The organism is Thioclava atlantica (genome assembly GCF_000737065.1).
GTDB classification, from domain to species: Bacteria; Pseudomonadota; Alphaproteobacteria; order Rhodobacterales; family Rhodobacteraceae; genus Thioclava; species Thioclava atlantica.
Genome location: NZ_AQRC01000001.1, coordinates 301,829 through 320,937 on the forward strand (window position 1 = coordinate 301,829; position 19,109 = coordinate 320,937).

The 19,109-nt window shown below is 66.6% G+C and carries 21 protein-coding genes and 1 riboswitch; of the genes, 4 read left to right on the plus strand and 17 right to left on the minus strand.

Going from position 1 to position 19,109, the window contains the following annotated elements; genetic code table 11:
- Positions 1–2: 2 nt before the first annotated feature.
- The 3 genes from DW2_RS01435 to DW2_RS01445 all read right to left on the minus strand — a co-directional run bounded on the left by DW2_RS01435 (position 3) and on the right by DW2_RS01445 (position 2,677).
- A complete protein-coding gene (locus DW2_RS01435; protein ID WP_038142791.1) occupies positions 3–1,592 on the minus strand; it encodes a DUF4139 domain-containing protein in 1,590 nt (529 codons plus the stop codon).
- 73 nt (positions 1,593–1,665) lie between these two features.
- The gene (locus tag DW2_RS01440) at positions 1,666–2,013 is read right to left on the minus strand and encodes a DUF2794 domain-containing protein (protein WP_038143421.1); all 348 of its coding nucleotides are present in this window, start codon (positions 2,011–2,013) and stop codon (positions 1,666–1,668) included.
- A 313-nt stretch (positions 2,014–2,326) separates the two neighbouring features.
- Positions 2,327–2,677, minus strand: coding sequence for a hypothetical protein (locus tag DW2_RS01445; RefSeq protein WP_038142794.1), 351 nt, complete (start codon positions 2,675–2,677; stop codon positions 2,327–2,329).
- 73 nt (positions 2,678–2,750) lie between these two features.
- On the opposite strand from DW2_RS01445, the gene DW2_RS01450 reads away from it, so the two are divergent.
- Positions 2,751–3,881: an S-(hydroxymethyl)glutathione dehydrogenase/class III alcohol dehydrogenase gene (locus DW2_RS01450; RefSeq protein WP_038142797.1), complete on the plus strand. Its 1,131-nt coding sequence runs from the start codon at positions 2,751–2,753 to the stop codon at positions 3,879–3,881.
- Positions 3,882–4,005: 124 nt separating this feature from the next.
- On the opposite strand, the gene DW2_RS01455 is transcribed toward DW2_RS01450, so the two are convergent.
- From DW2_RS01455 to DW2_RS01470, 4 genes are all read right to left on the minus strand, one after another.
- Positions 4,006–4,701, minus strand: a complete 696-nt coding sequence (locus tag DW2_RS01455; RefSeq protein WP_038142799.1) for a thiamine ABC transporter ATP-binding protein — start codon at positions 4,699–4,701, stop codon at positions 4,006–4,008.
- On the minus strand, positions 4,685–6,247 hold the full coding sequence (locus DW2_RS01460; RefSeq protein WP_051855130.1) for a thiamine/thiamine pyrophosphate ABC transporter permease ThiP: 1,563 nt from the start codon (positions 6,245–6,247) through the stop codon (positions 4,685–4,687). The genes DW2_RS01455 and DW2_RS01460 overlap by 17 nt, the downstream gene beginning before the upstream one ends.
- The gene (gene thiB / locus DW2_RS01465) at positions 6,223–7,215 is read right to left on the minus strand and encodes a thiamine ABC transporter substrate binding subunit (RefSeq protein ID WP_038142801.1); all 993 of its coding nucleotides are present in this window, start codon (positions 7,213–7,215) and stop codon (positions 6,223–6,225) included. The genes DW2_RS01460 and thiB overlap by 25 nt, the downstream gene beginning before the upstream one ends.
- Positions 7,216–7,251: 36 nt before the next feature.
- Positions 7,252–7,358, minus strand: a riboswitch (TPP riboswitch).
- A gap of 106 nt (positions 7,359–7,464) precedes the next feature.
- Positions 7,465–7,833: a hypothetical protein gene (locus DW2_RS01470; RefSeq protein WP_051855131.1), complete on the minus strand. Its 369-nt coding sequence runs from the start codon at positions 7,831–7,833 to the stop codon at positions 7,465–7,467.
- A 141-nt stretch (positions 7,834–7,974) separates the two neighbouring features.
- Here DW2_RS01470 and aroC point away from each other — a divergent pair, with 141 nt between their 5' ends.
- Together aroC and DW2_RS01480 are read left to right on the plus strand one after the other, a co-directional pair.
- Positions 7,975–9,075, plus strand: a complete 1,101-nt coding sequence (gene aroC / locus DW2_RS01475; protein ID WP_038142803.1) for a chorismate synthase — start codon at positions 7,975–7,977, stop codon at positions 9,073–9,075.
- Between the two features lie 118 nt (positions 9,076–9,193).
- Entirely contained in the window at positions 9,194–9,814 is a 621-nt protein-coding gene (locus DW2_RS01480) for a TetR/AcrR family transcriptional regulator (RefSeq protein ID WP_038142805.1), read from the plus strand.
- Here the strand turns inward: DW2_RS01480 and DW2_RS01485 are convergent, their stop codons facing one another.
- From DW2_RS01485 to DW2_RS01510, 6 genes are all read right to left on the minus strand, one after another.
- Complete coding sequence (locus tag DW2_RS01485; protein WP_051855133.1) at positions 9,815–10,582, minus strand: NYN domain-containing protein; 768 nt, start codon at positions 10,580–10,582, stop codon at positions 9,815–9,817. It abuts the gene before it with no gap.
- Positions 10,583–10,721: 139 nt separating this feature from the next.
- A complete protein-coding gene (locus DW2_RS01490; protein ID WP_038142808.1) occupies positions 10,722–11,528 on the minus strand; it encodes a cytochrome c1 in 807 nt (268 codons plus the stop codon).
- A gap of 20 nt (positions 11,529–11,548) precedes the next feature.
- Complete coding sequence (gene petB, locus DW2_RS01495) at positions 11,549–12,865, minus strand: cytochrome b (RefSeq protein WP_038142811.1); 1,317 nt, start codon at positions 12,863–12,865, stop codon at positions 11,549–11,551.
- 11 nt (positions 12,866–12,876) lie between these two features.
- Positions 12,877–13,437 (minus strand): ubiquinol-cytochrome c reductase iron-sulfur subunit, encoded by a 561-nt coding sequence (petA, locus tag DW2_RS01500; RefSeq protein WP_038142814.1) that lies wholly within the window; start codon positions 13,435–13,437, stop codon positions 12,877–12,879.
- Positions 13,438–13,745: 308 nt separating this feature from the next.
- Positions 13,746–14,459, minus strand: coding sequence for a response regulator (locus DW2_RS01505; RefSeq protein WP_038142817.1), 714 nt, complete (start codon positions 14,457–14,459; stop codon positions 13,746–13,748).
- Entirely contained in the window at positions 14,459–14,956 is a 498-nt protein-coding gene (locus DW2_RS01510) for a MarR family winged helix-turn-helix transcriptional regulator (protein WP_038142820.1), read from the minus strand. Before DW2_RS01510 ends, DW2_RS01505 begins: the two co-directional genes overlap by 1 nt.
- A gap of 153 nt (positions 14,957–15,109) precedes the next feature.
- Between DW2_RS01510 and DW2_RS01515 the strand changes: the two genes are divergently transcribed.
- Complete coding sequence (locus tag DW2_RS01515; RefSeq protein WP_038142823.1) at positions 15,110–15,979, plus strand: branched-chain amino acid aminotransferase; 870 nt, start codon at positions 15,110–15,112, stop codon at positions 15,977–15,979.
- 82 nt (positions 15,980–16,061) lie between these two features.
- Here DW2_RS01515 and DW2_RS01520 read toward each other — a convergent pair whose 3' ends face one another.
- From DW2_RS01520 to fzlA, 4 genes are all read right to left on the minus strand, one after another.
- A complete protein-coding gene (locus DW2_RS01520) occupies positions 16,062–16,247 on the minus strand; it encodes a hypothetical protein (RefSeq protein WP_038142826.1) in 186 nt (61 codons plus the stop codon).
- A gap of 96 nt (positions 16,248–16,343) precedes the next feature.
- Positions 16,344–17,285, minus strand: a complete 942-nt coding sequence (locus DW2_RS01525) for a DMT family transporter (RefSeq protein WP_038142829.1) — start codon at positions 17,283–17,285, stop codon at positions 16,344–16,346.
- 50 nt (positions 17,286–17,335) lie between these two features.
- Positions 17,336–18,376 (minus strand): tRNA epoxyqueuosine(34) reductase QueG, encoded by a 1,041-nt coding sequence (queG, locus tag DW2_RS01530; RefSeq protein ID WP_038142832.1) that lies wholly within the window; start codon positions 18,374–18,376, stop codon positions 17,336–17,338.
- Positions 18,377–18,439: 63 nt separating this feature from the next.
- Entirely contained in the window at positions 18,440–19,105 is a 666-nt protein-coding gene (fzlA, locus tag DW2_RS01535; protein ID WP_038142835.1) for an FtsZ-binding protein FzlA, read from the minus strand.
- Positions 19,106–19,109 lie beyond the last annotated feature (4 nt).

Consider the following 19,109-nt stretch of genomic DNA (forward strand, 5'->3'; position numbering starts at 1 on the left):
GCTCAGCGCAGGATCTGATCGGCCGGCCAGCCGATCGTCGTCTCGGTGCGCAGCGTCTTCGTCTGGCCCGCGGGGAGATCGAATTTCCATGCGAGCACGCCGCGCTTGTGATCGTAATCGGTCTGGGTTGCGGGCGGCGTGGCCTTGCTGGAGATCTTCAGGTCTTCCTGTTCGGAATAGGGCACGCGGTCGATCACCCGCATCGGCCAGTCCTGCCCGGTGAGATTGCGCAACTCGATCTCGACGATTTCCCGGCGTTCGTTCGACTTAGTGATGAGGCCGCGGTCGCCCTCCATCGTGTCCGGCATCCGGCGCGCGACGCGGATCCCCTCAATCGGGCCGAAGCCCAGTTCGAGATCATCCCCGGCGGCGACCAGCGGCAGGTGGGTCTGCCCGACCAGCGCCCCGTCGGCGAAAAGATTGGCCGGCCCCGGCAGCAGGATCTCGCCCGTCGTATTCCTCCCCTCGGCGACGCGATAGGCCTGAGGGTCCGATAGCGGCGCAGCCTCGGCGACGACCTCGACCGGGAGGGTCTTGCTGTCGAGGCTGAGCCGCAGGTCGTCCACCCCGTCGCGGATCGTGACCGGCTGGGGATAGTGATAGGTCACCGTCTCGCCCTGCATCTGAAGGCCCGCCTGATCGCTCAAAGCGGTCTCGGCGGCCTGCGGGGCCGCCTCGGTGCGGGCGAAGGTCTTGGGAGCAGGCACGGCCATCAGCGGCGGCCCGATGCGCACGAGGCGCGGATAGACCGGCGTGGGGGCCGCCTGCCCGCCGGGACGCGCAGTCGACAGCGTCAGGTCCACCCCCTGCCAGTCTTCCCCCGTCGCCTGATGGATCGAGACGAAGCGCGCCATGTCGACCTCTCCCGCCGCCTTGTCGAGCCGCAGGTCATAGGAGGGCTGCCAGCCGGCATCCTCCACGAAGGAAGTGATCGTGAGCGTGCCCTTGCCCTGAATGCTTGCGCGCAGGACGTCGTGATCCTTTGCGGGGTTGAGAAGCGCATCGAGCGCCGCCTGCGCCTTCTTCACCGCCTCCTTGTAGGGGGCGAGCCCGGCCTCGGCCCGGCGCGCCTCGGCCTCGGCTTCGATGGCGCGCTGGTTCGCAGCGAGGATCTGCTCGCGCACGCCTTGCGCGAGCGCCTTGATCTGGGCCGGATCGGTGATCTGCGGCCGGGTGCTCTTGAGGAACTCGATTTCGTCGCGCGCGGCCTCGGCCTTGGCCCGGATCGCCGCGACCGCGTCCTGTTGCGTGGCCAGAGCCTCCTGTGCCGCATCCAGTGCAGCCCTGGCCGCTTCGACCTGCGGCGAGGGCTGATCCGAGAGCGCGGGCGCGCGCCCCGAGATCAGACTGGCTGCCCCGACGCTCACCCCTTCGCCCGAGAGCCGCAATGTCGAGATCCGGGTGTTTTCGGGCAGCCCCGGCACGAGAAGCTCATGCGTGCCTTCGGGGGCGTCGATGCGGACCTGCCGCACCACCTGCGCCCCATGCGGGTAGAGGGTGACGGCGGTGATCTTGCCCGGCGATTCGATCGTGTCGGCCAGCGCCGGGATCGCGGTCGCCATCAGCAGCGCGGCGGTGAGGGAAATGCGCATCTCTCTTCTCCATGGGATTGGCTCGGGCCGAGGGTGCTGCGGGCGTGTGCGTGATGCAAGCGCTCCTGTCGCGTCACTCGATCGAGCGGATCAGCTTGCGTTCGAGTACCCGCAGGACGGTTCGCAGATCATGGCCGCGCCGCAGGATCTGGCCCTGCTGGCCGATCACCGCATATTGCCCCTGCTTGTTGCGCAGGGCGGGTCGCTTCTCGATTCGGTAGACGGGGACCTCGGCCGTGCGGCGGAAGATCGAGAAGATCGCCACGTCGCGCAGGAAGCTCATCCCGTAATCGCGCCATTCGCCCGCCGCGACCATGCGGCCGTAGAGCGACAGAATTGCCGAGAGCTCCGCGCGGTCGAATGCAACCTGCTGGGGCTGGCCGGAAGGGGCGGGAAAAGGGGTCGGCGTCTGAACCGTCATTTGTGAATGGTACATCGCGGGCGGGGCAAATCAAGGGCATGCGCAGGCCTCCCGAGGAGCCCGCGCGTTAACCCTTTGCCTCGGAAATGCCGCAATTCGCGCGTCTTCCTGCCCCGATTTCGCGCGATAAAGGCCTCAAGCGGAAAACGCTGACAGCTCCGGCGGTGCGGTCAACAGCCCCCACCCAGCTCGCACCGTCGGAGCACTTTCTGCAAAAGGCACGATATTCTTCAGCGTTCCTGACGTTGAAGCCATCGTGCCGGGTTCGGTCCCGGCGGTGGCGCTGTTCGCAGCGTGCGCCGCCGGGGTTCTCTCAGCCGCAATCGATATTGAAGACGTTTCCGCGCGCATCGAGCCGGAACACCACGCGTTGCGGGTTGTAGATCTGATCCTCGACCCCGCGCCACTCGACGATTCGGTAGGGTCGGTCGATCGAGAGCGCCGCGATCTGCGCCGCAGGCTGCCCCAGCACCGAGATGTAATTGACCGCACCGCAGGTATCGGGTTCGCGCTCTTCGAGCCCGCCGGCATTGACCGTGACCGCCGGCGTCATATGTGAAGCCGCGCCGGTCTCCGCCGGAGCAGGCATGCCGTCCATCGGACCGGTGGGAGTGCACGCCGCGAGCGCCAGAATGCTCGCCAAGGCGGGGAAACGCATCAACATGTCATACCCTTCGTTGCAAAGGACGCGCCGATGGCGCAGGCTCTGTGCGAATTTATACAAAGAGGAAGTGTCCATGAGAACCCGTGCCGCAGTCGCGCTCGAAGCCGGTAAACCGCTTGAGATCATGGAAGTGGAGCTCGACGGCCCGAAAGCCGGCGAAGTTCTGGTCGAAATCAAGGCGACCGGGATCTGCCATACCGATGAATTCACCCGCTCGGGCGCCGACCCCGAGGGGATCTTCCCGACGATCCTCGGCCATGAAGGCGCGGGCGTGGTGCTCGAAGTGGGCGAGGGCGTGACCACGCTCAAGCCCGGCGATCACGTGATCCCGCTCTACACGCCCGAATGCCGCGAATGCCCGTCCTGCCTGTCGGGCAAGACCAACCTGTGCACCGCGATCCGCAACACCCAGGGCCAGGGCCTGATGCCCGACGGCACGACGCGCTTCAAGATGCTCGATGGCACGCCGATCTATCACTACATGGGCTGCTCGACCTTCGCCAATCACACGGTGATGCCCGAGATCGCGCTCGCCAAGGTGCGTGACGATGCGCCCTTCGACAAGATCTGCTATATCGGCTGCGGCGTGACCACCGGCATCGGCGCGGTGATCAACACCGCCGGGGTCGAGATCGGCTCGACCGCCGCCGTGTTCGGCCTCGGCGGGATCGGGCTGAACGTGATCCAGGGCCTGCGCATGGCGGGCGCGGACATGATCATCGGTGTCGACCTGAACGACTCGAAGGAAGAAATGGCGCGCAAGTTCGGCATGACCCATTTCGTGAACCCCTCGAAGCTCGATCACTCGGTCACGCAGGAGATCGTCAACCTGACCAAGACCGAGCGCGACCAGATCGGCGGGGTGGACTATTCCTTCGACGCGACCGGCAACGTCAAGGTGATGCGCGACGCGCTCGAATGCTCGCATCGCGGCTGGGGCGTGTCGGTGATCATCGGCGTCGCGCCGGCGGGGGCCGAGATCTCGACCCGTCCCTTCCAGCTGGTCACCGGGCGTACCTGGAAAGGCACGGCTTTCGGCGGTGCGAAGGGGCGGACCGATGTGCCGAAATTCGTTGAATGGTACATGAACGACAAGATCGAGATCGACTCGATGATCACCCACACCATGCCGCTCGAAGACATCAACAAGGCCTTCGACCTGATGCATGCGGGCGAATCGATCCGCTCGGTGGTGATCTACTGAGGCCGAGGCCGGGGGCTCTGCCCCCGGACCCCCGGGATATTTGCCTCAAGAGGAAGACCGGCTCCGGATTTGTCTTGGGCCGGGTATCCCGGGGGAAAGCGCCGCTGGGCGGAGGGGCTGAACCCTATCCGCCCAGATAGGCTCGCAGCGCGGGCGGCGGCTCTGCGAGGAGCCGCGCCGTGTCCTGCGGCGGATGTGCCCGCCCTTCTGCGACGAGCACGGTCTGCGGGCACAGCGCGCGGGCGTCCTCGGGGTCGTGGCTGACCATGAGCACGGTCGTGCCCTGTTCGCGCGCGATCTCGTCCACGAGGGCCAGCATCTCCGCCTTGAGGGCGGGGCCGAGCGCGGCGAAGGGCTCGTCGAGCAGCAGGATCGGGCGGGCGCGCAGGAGCGCGCGGGCCAGCGCCGCGCGGCTTTGCTGTCCGCCCGAGAGCTGGCCCGGTTTGCGCGCGCCGAGCCCCGCGAGCCCCACGCGGTCCAGCGCGGTCTCGATGCGTGACTGATCCGCACCCGAGATCTTGCCCTTCGGGTTCAGCCCGAGCGCGAGATTGCGCGCGACGCTCAGATGCGGAAAGAGGTTCTGGTCCTGGAACAGGATCGAGAGCGGCCGGGCGCCGGGCGGGGTGCGGGTGATCTCGGTTTCCTGCCAGAGAACGCGCCCCCTGCTGGGGGCAAGAAACCCGGCGATCACCGAGAGCAGCGTCGATTTTCCCGCCCCCGAGGGGCCCATGAGCGCCACCCGCGCGCCCGCGGGGATCGAGAGATCGGCGCTCAGGCGGAACCCGTCGAGGTCGATCCGGATTTCATCGAGGGTCAGCATGATGCCCTGCACGGTCGAGCGCCCAGAACAGGGCGAAGGTGAGACTCAGGAGCAGCGTCGCCGCTCCGGCCGCCTGATCCATCCGATAGGAGCCCATGAGCTGGAACAGCGCCAGCGGCAAGGTCCGGGTCTGCCCGTCGGAGAACAGCGTGATGACGCCCAGATCACCCATCGAGAAGGCCGCCGCTAGCCCCGCCGAGAAGCCCAGGGGCCGGGCGAGGCGCGGCAGGGTCAGCAGCCGCAACCGGGCGAGACCTGCGAGCCCGAGCGAGGCGGCGAGACGGTCGTAATCGGCCTGGAGCGTGCGGATCTCGGGCATCAGGATCCGGGCGGCGAAGGGCACCGAGAGCGCCGCGTTGGTCAGCAGCACCATCGGCAGGGCCAGGCTGGTCGGGTTCACGAAGGGGCGCGCGATCAGAAAGGCCCCGGTCCCCATCACCAGCGCCGAGGCGGTCATCGGCAGCATCGCCGCGATCTCGGCCACCCGGTAGCGGGTCGCGGCCAGCGCGAGCGGCAGTGCGGTCGCCAGCGTGATCAGAGCCGAGGCGAGCGCGATCGCCAGCGAGGTCAGCGTCGCGGGCCAGACCATCTCGGGCAGGGAGGTGATCGCGGGCAGGCCGCGGGCGAAGACCGCGCCGATCGGGGCGAGGAGGAAGGCCGCGGCCAGAGTGATCGCGAGCGCGTCGATCGCGGCACGGCTCCTGCCGCCCGCAAGCTGACCGATCGGCGGGGTGGCCCGGTCCTGTCCGGCGCCGAATTCGCTGGGCAGCGTCACGCGGGCCGCGATCAGGAGCGCCGCGACCGAGATCGCCACCTGGACCAGGGCAAGGCTCGCCGCGCGTCCCATGTCGAAATCGAAGCGGAAGGCCTGATAGATCGCCAGTTCGACCGTGGTCGCGCGCGGGCCGCCGCCCAGCGTCAGCGCCACGGCGAAGGAGGTCAGGCAGACGAGGAAGATCGCGAGGAAGGCGCCGGGCAGCACCGCGCGCAGCATCGGTCGTTCGAGATGGCGGGTGACATCGGCGGGGCCGAAGCCAAGGCTGGCGGCAAGGCGCAACCGCTCGGAGGGGATCGCCTGCCAGCCATGCAGGATCATCCGCGTCGCGAGCGGCAGGTTGAAGAAGACATGCGCGGTGATCACCCCTTGTGCCCCGTAGATCGAGATCGGGTCGATCCCGAGCGGCGCGAGCGCGGCATTGACGAGACCGCGCCGCCCGAAGACCGCGATCAGCCCGAAGACGGCGACGATCACCGGCAGGATGAAAGGCGCGCCGAGCAGCGAGATCAGCAGGCCCCGCCCCGGAAAGCGGCGGCGATGGAGTGCGCGCGCGACCGGGATCGCGAGGGCGCAGGAGATCAGCGCCGAGAGCGCCGCCTGCCAGAGCGTGAAGCGGATCGCGGCAAGATCCGTGGCGCGCAGCCCCGAAAGCCCGCCCGCACGGATCGCGACCGCCGCCAGCGTGCCCAGCACGAGCGCGGCCAGCACCGCGCCCGCGATCGCTGCCGCTGCCGGGAAGCGGCTTATTTCGCGAAGGCGCGCTGCCATTCCTCGAGCGCGGGACCGCGCAGCTTCTCGGCCTCGGTCTCGCTGAGGTAGAGGGTCTTGGAGGGCATCGGCAGGTTCTGGAAGACCTCGGGGAGCTGGTCATGGGGCAGCTTGACCGGGAAGGACCAGTTCGCGGTCACGATCATCTTCTGGAATTCCGGGCTCAGGATGTAATCCATGAACTGCTGGGCGAGTTCGGGATGTTTAGACGTCTTGAGCTGGGCGGCGAGTTCGGGGGTGAAGTAATGGCCCTCGGGGAAGATCGCCGCGGCCTTGCTGTCATCCTGCTCGGCGATGATGTGATAGGCGGGCGAGGTGACGTAGCTCAGCACCATATCGGCCTCGCCATCGGTGAACATGCCATAGGCCTCGGACCAGCCCGGCGTCACGGTCAGCACCTTGGGGGCGAGCTTCTCCCACGCGGCCTCGGCCTTGTCGCCGTAGATGTCCTTCACCCAGAGCAGCAGCGACAGCCCCGCGATCGAGCTGCGCGGATCCTCGATGACGATCTTGTAGGCATCCTTGGGCGCGTCGAGCAGGTCCTCGAAGCTCTTCGGCGGATTCTTCAGCTTGGTCTTGTCATAGACGAAGGCGAGGTCCGACCAGTCGAAGGGCAGGAAGACCGGGTCGGTCCATTGCACCGGCATGGTGAGGCCCGAGAGATCCTCGTTATGGGGCGCGAAGAGGCCGGTGGCGCGTGCCTTGGCGGTGACGTCGGTGTTGAGGCCGATCACCACGTCGGCCTGCGTCTTGTCGCCCTCGAGCATCACCCGGGGCAGCACGTCGCCGGCCACGAATTTCAGATCGCAGCCGCAGCGCGCCTCGAACCCTTTCTCGATCGCGGGGCCGGGGCCCCATTCGGAGGTGAAGTAATCGGGCGCATAGACGGTGAGCACGGGCTTGTCCTGGGCCGCCGCCATCGTGGCGATCAGGCTCAGGGCTCCCGCAAGCATCAGGGTGGGTTTCATGTCGCACTCCAAGGGCTTGCCGGGCGGGGTCAGGCCGGGAGTTCCGGTCACCTTCCCTCCGCCGGTCTTAACCGGGTCAGGTTCAGCGGGTTCGCGAAGATCGCATCTCAGCCGGGTCGGTTCCGGCACCCCGAGGTCGTCCGAAACGTAGTGAGGGCGGCCAAGCCGTGCAAGGGAAAAGCAAAGGCGGAAAAGCAAAGGCGGCCCCGCGCGAACGGGGCCGCCTCTCATGATCGAACGCGACTTGGCTCAGACCGGGCCGGGGATCGGCGCGGGATCCTTGGTGTCGACGAAGCCGCCGCTCACGCCGAAATCGACGCCTGCGCCGTAGAGCCCGTAGCCCACGTCGATCCCGAGGTAACCGTTCTTGGACAGATAGGCCGCGCCGATGGTCGGGCGCCAGTTCTGGCTGGCGAAGAGATAGTCGACGCCGAGGCTGACGGCGCCCTTGTCTTCCTCGTCGGTCGAGAAGGCGCGCAGGCCGACGCCGAATTGCGGCTGCGAGGTGCCGCCGAAAACGAGGCTCAGGCCGATGCCGAAGGACGGATCGGCGCTGGCGGGCAGGGCGGTCGCGAGCGCAAGGGCCGCGGCGGTCAGGGCGGGTTTGAGGCTGGACACTTCCGTCTCCCGAGTTTGGTGATGTGTGTGAGTTCACCGAAACAACCTCCGTGCGCGCAAGTCAAGGCGTAAGAGCTTCTGTGGATTTGCTGTTTATCCGCGCGCCGCCTTGGCTTAATGCATGGGCAAAGGAGAGCGGTCATGAGCTTCAACACATTCGGTCATCTCTTCCGCGTCACCACCTGGGGCGAAAGCCACGGGCCCGCGCTCGGCGCGACCGTCGATGGCTGCCCGCCCGGCATCGCGCTTGACGAGGCCTTCATCCAGCAATTCCTAGACCGTCGCCGTCCCGGCCAGTCGAAGGAGACGACGCAGCGGCGCGAGCCCGATGCGGTGCGCATCCTCTCGGGCGTGTTCGAGGGCCGCACCACCGGCACGCCGATCCAGCTGATGATCGAGAATACCGACCAGCGCTCGAAGGATTACGGCGAGATCGCGCGCCAGTTCCGTCCCGGCCATGCCGATATCACCTATCACCAGAAATACGGCATCCGCGACTATCGCGGCGGCGGCCGGTCGAGCGCGCGCGAGACCGCAGCGCGGGTGGCAGCGGGCGGCGTGGCGCAGGCAGTGCTGCGCCAGTTGGTCCCCGATCTCCGGATCTATGGCTACATGGTCCAGATGGGAGCCAAGCATATTCACCGCGAGAGGTTCGACCGCGAGGAGATCCTGCGCAATCCGTTCTTCATCCCCGATGCGGAAGCCGTCGACGAATGGGCCGATTACCTCGCCGCGATCCGCAAGAACCACAATTCCGTGGGCGCCGCGATCGAGGTCGTGGCCGAGGGCTGCCCGGCCGGTCTCGGCGCGCCGATCTATGCCAAGATGGATACCGATCTGGCCGCCGCGATGATGTCGATCAACGCCGTGAAGGGGGTCGAGATCGGCGAGGGCATGGCGGCGGCGGCGCTGACGGGCGTCGAGAATGCCGACGAGATGGTGATGGGCGAGGACGGCGTGGAATATCTCTCGAACCATGCGGGCGGCATCCTGGGCGGGATCACCACCGGCCAGCCGATCACCGTGCGGTTCGCCGTCAAGCCGACCTCGTCGATCCTGACCCCGCGCCGCTCGGTCAATGTCGCGGGCGAAGAGGTCGAGGTGATCACCAAGGGCCGCCACGATCCCTGCGTGGGCATTCGCGCCGTGCCGGTGGCCGAGGCGATGATGGCTTGCGTGATCCTCGATCACTATCTGCTCGACCGCGGCCAGACGGGCGGCGTCCGCGGCGCCATCGGCTGAGGCGCTACGGGCGGCCGGTTTCCCGGAGGGACTGACGTCACGTTGGGCGGCTTGCAGGCCGTGAAGCGGGCAGTCTATGCTGTGGCCCCGGACGCTTCCGTCCGGTGCGGGAGAACCAATGGCGGACGCAGACCAGATCCATCGCGGGCGGAAATTCGATCAGGTGCTCGAAGGGGCGCGTGAGGTATTCCTGCGCGAGGGCTTCGAGGGCGCCTCGGTCGACGATATCGCGAAGGAGGCCGGGGTCTCGAAGGCCACGCTCTACAGCTACTTCCCCGACAAGCGGCTGATGTTCCTCGAAGTCGCGAAGACCGAATGCCGTCGGCAGGCCGATCAGGCGAGCGAGGCGATCGATTTCAGCCAGCCCCCCGAGGTGGTGCTGTCGCTTGCCGCCGCGCAGATCATCGACTTCATGGCCTCCGAACTGGGGCAGGGGATCTACCGGCTCTGCGTGGCCGAGGCGGAGCGCTTTCCCGAGCTCGGGCGGGCCTTCTATGCCTCGGGACCCGCGCTCGTGCATGAGAAGCTGATGGCTTATCTGCAGGAGGCGGTGGAGAGGGGCGAACTGGTCATCGACGATGTCGATCTCGCCGCCCATCTCTTCGCCGAGCTCTGCAAGGCCGACCTGCATGCCAAGCTTCTGTTCGGGATGGAATGCTGCTCGCCGCAGGAAAAGTCGCGGGTGATCCGCGGCGCGGTCGAGATGTTCCTTGCCCGCTACGGCGCGAAGCGCTCCTGATCAGGCCAGGTCGCGCACCATCCACTGATTGCCTTCGCCGCGCTGGAGCTGGAACCGCCCGGTCTTGATCAGCAGGTCCGACAGCTTCGCGCTGCCATAGGTGCGGGTATCGAAATCGGGATTGGCCTGGGTGATGAACTGCCCGAGCTGCCCGAGCGAATACCATTCCTCCTCGAGACCGATCGCCTTCATCGCGTTCACGATGATCGGGATCGCCGCCGTCGGAAGCTGCTTGCCGCTGGCGGGTTTCGCGGGGCTGCCCTTGCCGCTGGCGGGCTTCGCCGGCGCCTCGGGAGTTTCGCCATTGCCGAGGTTCTCGACATAGATGAAGCGTTTGCAAGCCTTGCGGAAGGCCTCGGGGGTCTTCTGCTCGCCGATGCCGTAGACATCGAGCCCCTGCTCGCGGATGCGCGCGGCAAGGCGGGTGAAGTCGCTATCCGAGGAGACCAGCACGAAGCCGTCGAAGAGCCCGGAATGCAGGAAGTCCATCGCCGCGATGACAAGGCCGATATCGGAGGCGTTCTTGCCCTTGGTATTGGCGAATTGCTGATCGGCCACGAGGCCCAGCTCGGCCACCCGCTTCGCCCAGCCCGCAAGCCGCTGCGCCGACCAGTCGCCATAGATGCGGCGCACCGAGGCTTCGCCGAGGCTCGCGATCTCTTCGAAGATCGCCTCGGCATAGGAGGCGGGCACATTGTCGGCGTCGATCAGGACGCACAGGCGCGGCGCGCGCGAGGCGGCGTGGGAAATTTCCGGCAGGTCGGGCATTTTTTCTCCTCGTGTCTGCTTGGCAGATAGGCTCGGTGGCCTCCATTGCAACCGCGCGACGGCGCGGGGGTGCGGCAGGGGGCAAATAAGAACGCCCCCTCCGCGGGGAGGGGGCGTTCGATGATCTTTTCGGTCTCGATCAGAGGTCGAACTTCTTGCCCTTGTGCGGCGCCCAGAGCTTCTTGTTCGTCAGGTAGAGAAGCGAGCTGAGCACGATCAGCATGATCACCGCGACGAAGCCCCAACGCTTGCGCGCCTCGAGCTTGGGCTCGGCCGTCCACATCAGGAAGGCCGAGACGTCCGTGGACATCTGCTCGATGGTCGCGGGCGTGCCGTCCTCATATTCGATCAGATCGTCCGAGAGCGGAGGGGGCATGCCGATCCAGCCACCCGGGAAGGCGTGGTTCTCGTAGAAGATCGAACCGGCTTCCTCCTTCTCCTCGCCGGTGAAGCCGGTGAGGATGGCGTGGATGTATTCCGGGCCGCCGGTGCCGCGCAGAAGCTGGTTGATGCCGAGACCGTAGGGGCCGTGGAAGCCCGCACGCGCCTTCGCCATCAGCGACAGGTCGGGCCCCATGCCCTCGCCGCTCACCGCCGGGAAGTGGTCGGTTTCCTTGCCGGGACGGTCCTCGCCGGTTTCCTTGTCCATCACGGTGAACTCGGCGGCATAGGCGCGCACCCAGGCCGGATCCATCATCGGACCGCCCTGATCGGCCAGCGTGCGGAAGGCGACGTATTTCAGGCCGTGGCAGGCCGAGCAGACCTCCCGGTAGACCTGGAAGCCGCGGCGCAGCTGCTGCGTGTCGAAGGTCCCGAAGGGGCCCTCGAAGGAGAAGCTGATATCCTCGACATGCCCTTCGCCGCCGCCTGCGGCGAGGGCGGGCCCGGCCAGAAGGCCGGTTCCGATGGCGAGCGCCGAAATGGCAGAGATCAGAAGATTTTTCATTGTCCGTTCCTCTTCCTGTCTCACTCGGCCGGTTTGACGTCGTAGTGATTGTTGAAGTCTTCCTCGATCGTCGCCGGCAGCGGTTTGGGCTTCTCGATCAGCCCGAGCACCGGAAGGATCACGAGGAAATAGACGAACCAGTAGGTCGCGCCGATCAGCGAGATGTAGGGATAGATCCCGTCGGTCGGCATCGCGCCCACCCACATCAGCACCACGAAGTCGATCACCAGCAGCCAGAACCACCACTTGAACATCGGGCGGTAGCTGCCCGAGCGCACGCGCGAGGTGTCGAGCCACGGCGCGAGCGCCATCACCAGGATCGCGCCGAACATCGCGAGCACGCCGAAGAACTTCGCGTCGACGATGCCGAAGGTGATCCAGTTGACGAACATCACCGCCCAGACATCGGAGGTGAAGGCGCGCAGGATCGCGTAGAAGGGCAGGAAGTACCATTCGGGCACGATATGCGCGGGCGTCGCGAGCGGGTTCGCCTCGATGTAGTTGTCGGGGTGGCCGAGGAAGTTCGGCATGAAGCCCACGACGGCGGCGAAGACCAGCAGGACGACCGCGAGCGCGAAGAGGTCCTTGATCACGAAGTAGGGCCAGAAGGGCAGGGTGTCCTTCTCGGCTTCCGCCTTCGAGCCCTTGCGCACGTCCACGCCGGTCGGGTTGTTGTTGCCGGTGGTGTGGAAGGCCCAGATATGGACCACGACGAGCGCCGCGATCACGAAGGGCAGCAGGTAGTGCAGCGAGAAGAAGCGGTTGAGCGTCGCGTTGTCCACCGCCGGGCCGCCGAGCAGCCAGGCCTGGATCGACGGACCGATGCCCGGGATCGCGCCGAACAGGCCGGTGATCACCGTGGCGCCCCAGAAGGACATCTGGCCCCAGGGCAGCACGTAGCCCATGAACGCCGTGCCCATCATGCACAGGTAGATGATCATGCCGACGATCCAGGTGATCTCGCGCGGGGCCTTGTACGAGCCGTAGAACAGGCCGCGGAAGATATGGATGTAGACGGCCAGGAAGAACAGCGACGCGCCGTTGGCGTGGATGTAACGCAGCGCATAGCCGCCGTTGACGTCACGCATGATATGCTCGACCGAGGCGAAGGCGAGGTCGACATGCGGGGTGTAATGCATCACCAGAACGATCCCGGTGACGATCTGCAGCACCAGGCAGAAGGCCAGCACGATGCCCCAGATCCACCACCAGTTCAGGTTCTTGGGGGTGGGGATCATGATCGTGTCATAGATCAGCCCGACGATGGGAAGGCGCGAATGCACCCATTTCTCGAAGCCCGACTTGGGCTCGTAATGGTCGTGGGGAATGCCCGACATCAGTGGTCTCCTCAGCCCAGCTTGATCGTGGTGTCATCGGTGAACTCGGCCACCGGAATCTCGAGATTGCGCGGGGCGGGACCTTTGCGGATCCGTCCGGCCGTGTCGTAATGCGAACCGTGGCAGGGGCAGAACCAGCCGTGGTAGTCGCCCGAGCCGTTGCCGATCGGCACGCAGCCCAGATGGGTGCACACGCCGATCATCACGAGCCACTCGCCGGCCTCGTCGAGGGCGCGGTTCTCGTCGGTCGCCTCGGCGCCGGGCTTGTTCTCGTTCTCGGCGTTCACGTCCACCAGGTCGCTGAGCGGAACCTCACGCGCCATCTGGATCTCTTCCTCGGTCCGGCGGCGGATGAAGACGGGCTTGCCACGCCATTTCACGGTCAGCTGGGTGCCGGTCTCGACGCCCGAGACGTCCACAAAGATCGACGAGAGGGCCTTGACGTCAGCCGAGGCATTCATCTGGTTGATCAGCGGCCACACGGCCGCGCCGGTCACGACAGCGCCGGTGCCGGCGGTGGCGTAGTAGAGGAAATCCCTCCGGGTGCCTTCGTTATTGTCTGCGTGGGACACGTTGTCTCTCCTTCCCGGGCCCGTGGGATGGGCCGATAGTGACGTGCCGGGGCACTTCACCGGTGCCGCCTAACATGGCCGCTCTCATAGCAATCACGGTTTTGTCAGTCCAGAACACATTGACGCAGCATGCCAGCGAATGACGCCCATGCAACAAGTCACGCTGGGTCAATCGCGGTATCGGGGCGCGATGCGCGGGTCCCCGGCTGTGCCGAAGATGTCGCATTGCGCCCCGGGGCAGGGCCTCGAGATGCGATTTGGCGAATCATTTTCGTGAGTTTTCGTGACCTTGCCGGCGCTGTGGTAACTCAGTCCGGCGCGAGCATGTAACCCAGTCCGCGCACCGTCTGGAGATAGCGCGGCTCGCGCGGGTCGGCCTCGAGCTTGCGGCGCAGACGGGTGATCTGGACATCCACCGCCCGGTCGCCGCCCCCGGCCTCGGCCACGGTCGAGCGTTCCCGCCCCAGCTCCTCGATCAGCGCGGCGCGGCTGACGACTTCGCCGGCATGGGCGGCGAAGATCTTCATCAACTGCACCTCGGTCGCGGTCAGCTTCACCGGGGCTTCGCCGTGCCACAGCTCGCCGCGATCCTGATCGTATTTCAGCGGCCCCAGCGAGAGGAATTTCGGCCCCGTCTCGGTCTCTTGCGGAACCCGGCGCAGGATCGCGTTGATGCGCAGCAGCAGTTCCTTGGGCTCGAACGGCTTGGCGAGATAGTCATCCGCCCCCGCCTCGAACCCCTCGATGCGCTCGCGCGTCTCGCCGCGCGCGGTGAGCAGCAGGATCGGCGTCGCGATCGACTTGCGCAGGTCGCGGGTCAGGCTCAGCCCGTCCTCGCCGGGCATCATCACATCCATCACGATCAGGCTGAATTCGAGCCCGGCCAGCAGCGCGCGGGCATGGGCCGCGTCGCGCGCCGCCGTCACGAGAAAGCCATGCCGTTGCAGGAAGCTTTTCAGCAGCATGCGGATGCGTTCGTCATCGTCGATGATGAGCAGGTGCGGATCGGCCTGATAGGGCATCACTCTTCCTTCATCGTCTGGTAGAGCTTGTGCAGATCCGGCCCCATCATCGCCTCGAGCACCTGCCGGAACCCCGCGACGGCCTGCGGCCCTGCCGCGCGATAGGCCGCGCGCATCCGTCCCCGTTGCGCCTCCGAGAGCGCGCGCTCGAGCGCCGCGCCCTTCTCGGTCAGGTGCAGCCGCCGCTCGCGCTTGTCCCGCCGCCCCACGCGGCTTTCCACCAGCCCGTCCTCGATCAGCGTGCGCAGCACCCGGTTGAGCGACTGTTTGGTCACCCCGAGCACCGCGAGCAATGTGGTGACCGTGAGGCCCGGCTGACGGTTGATGAAATGCAGCGCCCGGTGATGGGCACGGCCATAGCCGTGCTCCTCGAGCAGCCGGTCGGGATCCGAGGTGAAGGCGCGATAGGCGAAGAACATCGCCTCGATTCCCTTGCGCAGTTGCTCGTCGGTCAGAAACAGAAGAGTTTCACCCTGCGGGCTTCCGCTTTCGGCCATGTCTATCCCTCTCTTTTGTGTGACTTTAAGTCAGCCTTGTTGACTTTCCAAGGCTCAACTGATACCGAACGACAGTTTTGACGCAATATTATGTCCGCATCGGACGTAAGGGGCGCAATATTCGTAAAACGGCGGAGCCGCAAGGAGGATGACATGGCCGGGTCGTATGAAGATCGTGATGGCAAGATCTGGTTGGACGGGAAGCTGGTGGAATGGCGTGACGCCAATGTCCATCTGCTGACTCATGCTCTGCATTACGCCTCCTCGGTTTTCGAGGGTGAGCGTTGCTATAATGGCAAGATTTTCAAGGGGGAGGAACACTCCGCCCGTCTGCGCCGCTCGGCGGAACTGCTCGATATGGAGATCCCCTATTCGGTCGAGGAGATCGAGAAGGCCAAATACGAGATGCTCGCCGCCAATGGCTGGACCAATGCCTATGTGCGCGCGCTGGCCTGGCGCGGCGCGGGGGAGGACATGGGCGTCTCGGCGCGGCGCAACCCGGTCCGGCTCGCGATCGCGGGCTGGGAATGGGGCAACTATTACGGCGACGCGAAGATGAAGGGCGCCAAGCTCGACATCGCGAAATGGCGCCGGCCCGATCCGCGCACGATCCCGGTCGAGGCGAAGGCCGCCGGTCTCTACATGATCTGCACCATGTCCAAGCACGCCGCCGAGGACAAAGGCTATTCGGACGCGCTCTTCCTCGACTGGCGCGGCTATGTGGCCGAAGCGACGGGGGCGAACATCTTCTTCGTCAAGGATGGCGAGGTGCATACGCCGCTCGCGGATTGCTTCCTCAACGGCATCACCCGCCAGACCGTGATCGGGCTGCTCAAGGAAAAGGGCATCACCGTCCACGAGCGCCGGATCGAGCCGACCGAACTGGCCGATTTCGAGCAGTGCTGGCTGACCGGCACGGCGGCCGAGGTCACTCCGGTCTCCGAGATCGGCGGCTTCACCTTCGAAGTGGGCGCGCTCGCGCGCGAGATGGTCGAGACCTACGAGGCGCTCGTGCGCGCCTGAGGCTTTGGACCTCTCCGGAATGGAAAAGGCGCGCCGGTCTGGCGCGCCTTTCTTCTGTCAGGGTGTCGTCCGTCGCGCCGTGTCAGCTTCCTTCGGAGCGCTCGATGCGCAGGAACTGCGTGACCTTGGTGCGGCTTGCGCCGCGGTCGCGCTTGCTCAGTTCCTTGATCGCCGGATGCACGCCCTCGCGGCGCTGCAAATCAAGAAAACGCTTCACGCGCGCCCCTTCGGCTTTCGGACGGGGCTGGTCGATGATGTGTCGGGCCATGGCTCTCCTCCTGTGCGAGAAAATCACTATAGCACATCGCCGCCGAGTCGCGGGCGCGAGGGGGGCGGCTTTTTCCCGCAGCGCGCGAAAAGGTGCTCAGCCCGGCGGTGTCGCGGCGCGGCGCGCCCGCCGGCGCTCGAGACCCAGCTGATGCTCGCGCCAGATGATCGTGATGCCCGCGACGATCACGATCGCGGCCCCGGTCAGCGTGCTGCCGGTCGGCACCTCGTTGAACACGGTATAGCCGATCGCAAGCGCAAACAGCATCGAGGCATAGTCGAAAGGCGCCACGAGAGAGGCATCGGCGAAACGGTAGGCGGAGGTGATCATGATCTGTCCGGTGCCCCCGATCAGCCCCGCGAGGATCAGCAGAGCCGCCTCGCGCGGGGTGGGCACGACCCAGCCGAAGGGGATCGAGAAGAGCGAGAGCACGGTCGCGGTGCAGGAGAACCAGAACACGATGGCGGAGGTGCGCTCGCTGCCGACCATCCGGCGGATCTGGATCTGCGCGAGCGCGGCACAGGTCGCCCCCGCCAGCGCAAGCGCCGCCCCGAGGGCCTCTGCGCCCCCCGCCGCCCCTTGGGCGCCAAGTTTCGGCCAGAGCACGACGAGCACGCCCAGAAGCCCCATCCCGACCGCCGAGAAGCGGAAGGCGCGCACCGTCTCGCCCAGCAGCAGGGCGGCGAAGACGACGGTGAGCAGCGGCGCGGCATAGCCGAGCGCGGTGGCCTCGGGCAGCGGCAGGAAGGCGAGCGCGGCGAAGCTCAGCGCCATCGCCGTCGTGCCGATCACGCCGCGCAGGATATGCGCGGTGGGCTGCGCGACCCGCAGGCCGCCCGACAGCTCGTGCCGCCAGACCAGCCAGACGATGATCGGGACGATGCCGAAGAAGGAGCGGAAGAACACCATCTCGCCCGGGGGGATGCGATCCGAGACCGATTTGATCAGCGCCTGCATGATCACGAAGCCGATCACCGTGCCCAGCTTGAGCGCGATGCCGAGGAAGGGGCGGGGAGAGGGTGGGGGCTGGGCGGTCATGATCTCCCTGAAGACTTAGCACAGCGGCGGCGCGCGTCCATGGCCCGCGATCAGGAAACCGCCCCCAGCCGGGCGAGCGCCCATCGGGCCGCCTCCGCCACCACCGGGTCTTCCGCCCCCAGATGCGGCCGCGCCGCCGCCGCCAGCGCCGGATCGCCGGAATTGCCGATCGCGTAGAGCACGTTGCGCAGGAACCGGTCGCGTCCGATCCGCTTGATCGGCGAGCCCGCGAAGCGCGCCCGGAACGCGGCATCGTCAAGCGCGGCCAGCTCCGCGAGCGGCGGCGCGCCGACCCCGCCGTGATAGCTCGCCTCGCGCGCTTCGGCGGCGAACTTGTTCCAGGGGCAGATCGCGAGGCAATCGTCGCAGCCATAGATCCGGTTGCCGAGCTTCTCCCGCAACTCCGGCGCGATCGGTCCCTTGTGCTCGATCGTCAGGTAGGAGATGCAACGCCGCGCATCGAGCCGGTAGGGCGCGGGAAAGGCCTCGGTCGGGCAGATGTCGAGACAGGCCCGGCACGAGCCGCAATGGCTGATCTCGGGCGCGTCCGGCGCCAGCTCCACGGTGGTGAAGATCGCGCCGAGGAAGAACCAGCTCCCGAGATCGCGCGCCAGCAGGTTCGTATGCTTGCCCTGCCAGCCCAGCCCTGAGGCCTGACCGAGCGGCTTCTCCATCACCGGCGCGGTATCGACGAAGACCTTGATCTCTTCGTTCTCCACCTGATCGAGCAGCCAGCGCCCGACGCGCTTGAGCCGCTTCTTCACCAGGTCATGGTAGTCGCGGCCCTGCGCATAGGCCGAGATCACGCCGCGATCCCGCTGCGCCAGGAGCGCGAGCGGGTCGTAGTCGGGCGTGTAGCTCTCGGCCAGCATCACCACCGAGCGCGCCTCGGGCCAGAGTGCGGCCGGGTCGCCGCGCCAATTGCGGCGCTCCTCCATCCAGCCCATCTGCCCGTGCATCCCCGCGCCGACAAAGGCCTCGAGCCGCCCCGCCGCCTCAGGGATCGCGTCGGGCGTGGTGATCCGCGCCTTCGAGAACCCCTCCTCGAGGGCTTTCGCGACCAGCCGTGTCTTCAGGTCCTCCACGGCCATGGTTCCAAATGCTCCAAATATCCTGCGGGGGTCTGGGGGTGCAAAACCCCCAGCCGTCCCGTCTCAGAAATCCAGCTCCGCATATTGCGGCGCGGGCGGCATGCCCGGCAGCTGGTCGGCTAGCAGCGAGCGGAAGGCCGGGCGCGACTTGATCTTCGCATACCAGTCCTTCACCGGCTCGGAGCGGTTCCAGTCGACATCCGAGATGTAATCGAGGCAGCTCAGATGCGCGGCGGCGGCGAAATCGGCAAGGGTCATCACATCGCCCGCCAGCCAGCGCCGCTGCTCGAGCAGCCAGCCCATGTAGTCGAGGTGGTATTTGATCGCCGAGAGCCCGGCCTTGACCGCGCGCGAATCCGGATAGCCTTCCTTGCGGACCTTCTTCCAGACCCGCTCGCCCATCACCTTGCTGGTGACCTCGTCGTTGAACTTGTCGTCGAACCAGGCGCAAAGACGGCGCACCTCGTAGCGCCCGGCCGCGTCGCGCGGCATCAGGGGCGCGTCGGGATGGGTCTCGTCGATGAATTCGCAGATCGCCTGGCTCTCGGCCATCATCCGCCCGTCCATCTTGAGCACCGGCACCTTGCCTGCGGGGTTGCGGCGCAGGAATTCGGGCTGCTGTTCCCAGTAGCGCTCTTCGACCAGCTCCACTTCGAGCTTCTTCTCGGCCAGCGTGAGGCGGACCTTGCGGCAGAACGGGGAGAGGGCGACATGGTAGAGGCGGATCATCGGG

Bases quoted from the DNA above. Each gene is read 5' to 3' on its own strand.
- DW2_RS01480 (WP_038142805.1), top strand. From the start codon at position 9,194: ATGGCGGACGCAGACCAGATCCATCGCGGGCGGAAATTCGATCAGGTG.
- DW2_RS01445 (WP_038142794.1), bottom strand. From the start codon at position 2,677: ATGTTGATGCGTTTCCCCGCCTTGGCGAGCATTCTGGCGCTCGCGGCG.
- thiB (WP_038142801.1), bottom strand. From the start codon at position 7,215: ATGAAACCCACCCTGATGCTTGCGGGAGCCCTGAGCCTGATCGCCACG.
- aroC (WP_038142803.1), top strand. From the start codon at position 7,975: ATGAGCTTCAACACATTCGGTCATCTCTTCCGCGTCACCACCTGGGGC.
- DW2_RS01515 (WP_038142823.1), top strand. From the start codon at position 15,110: ATGGCCGGGTCGTATGAAGATCGTGATGGCAAGATCTGGTTGGACGGG.
- DW2_RS01505 (WP_038142817.1), bottom strand. From the start codon at position 14,459: ATGCCCTATCAGGCCGATCCGCACCTGCTCATCATCGACGATGACGAA.
- fzlA (WP_038142835.1), bottom strand. From the start codon at position 19,105: ATGATCCGCCTCTACCATGTCGCCCTCTCCCCGTTCTGCCGCAAGGTC.
- DW2_RS01510 (WP_038142820.1), bottom strand. From the start codon at position 14,956: ATGGCCGAAAGCGGAAGCCCGCAGGGTGAAACTCTTCTGTTTCTGACC.
- DW2_RS01525 (WP_038142829.1), bottom strand. From the start codon at position 17,285: ATGACCGCCCAGCCCCCACCCTCTCCCCGCCCCTTCCTCGGCATCGCG.
- DW2_RS01460 (WP_051855130.1), bottom strand. From the start codon at position 6,247: ATGGCAGCGCGCCTTCGCGAAATAAGCCGCTTCCCGGCAGCGGCAGCG.
- DW2_RS01520 (WP_038142826.1), bottom strand. From the start codon at position 16,247: ATGGCCCGACACATCATCGACCAGCCCCGTCCGAAAGCCGAAGGGGCG.
- petB (WP_038142811.1), bottom strand. From the start codon at position 12,865: ATGTCGGGCATTCCCCACGACCATTACGAGCCCAAGTCGGGCTTCGAG.
- DW2_RS01455 (WP_038142799.1), bottom strand. From the start codon at position 4,701: ATGCTGACCCTCGATGAAATCCGGATCGACCTCGACGGGTTCCGCCTG.
- DW2_RS01450 (WP_038142797.1), top strand. From the start codon at position 2,751: ATGAGAACCCGTGCCGCAGTCGCGCTCGAAGCCGGTAAACCGCTTGAG.
- DW2_RS01435 (WP_038142791.1), bottom strand. From the start codon at position 1,592: ATGCGCATTTCCCTCACCGCCGCGCTGCTGATGGCGACCGCGATCCCG.
- queG (WP_038142832.1), bottom strand. From the start codon at position 18,376: ATGGCCGTGGAGGACCTGAAGACACGGCTGGTCGCGAAAGCCCTCGAG.
- DW2_RS01485 (WP_051855133.1), bottom strand. From the start codon at position 10,582: ATGCCCGACCTGCCGGAAATTTCCCACGCCGCCTCGCGCGCGCCGCGC.
- DW2_RS01490 (WP_038142808.1), bottom strand. From the start codon at position 11,528: ATGAAAAATCTTCTGATCTCTGCCATTTCGGCGCTCGCCATCGGAACC.
- DW2_RS01440 (WP_038143421.1), bottom strand. From the start codon at position 2,013: ATGACGGTTCAGACGCCGACCCCTTTTCCCGCCCCTTCCGGCCAGCCC.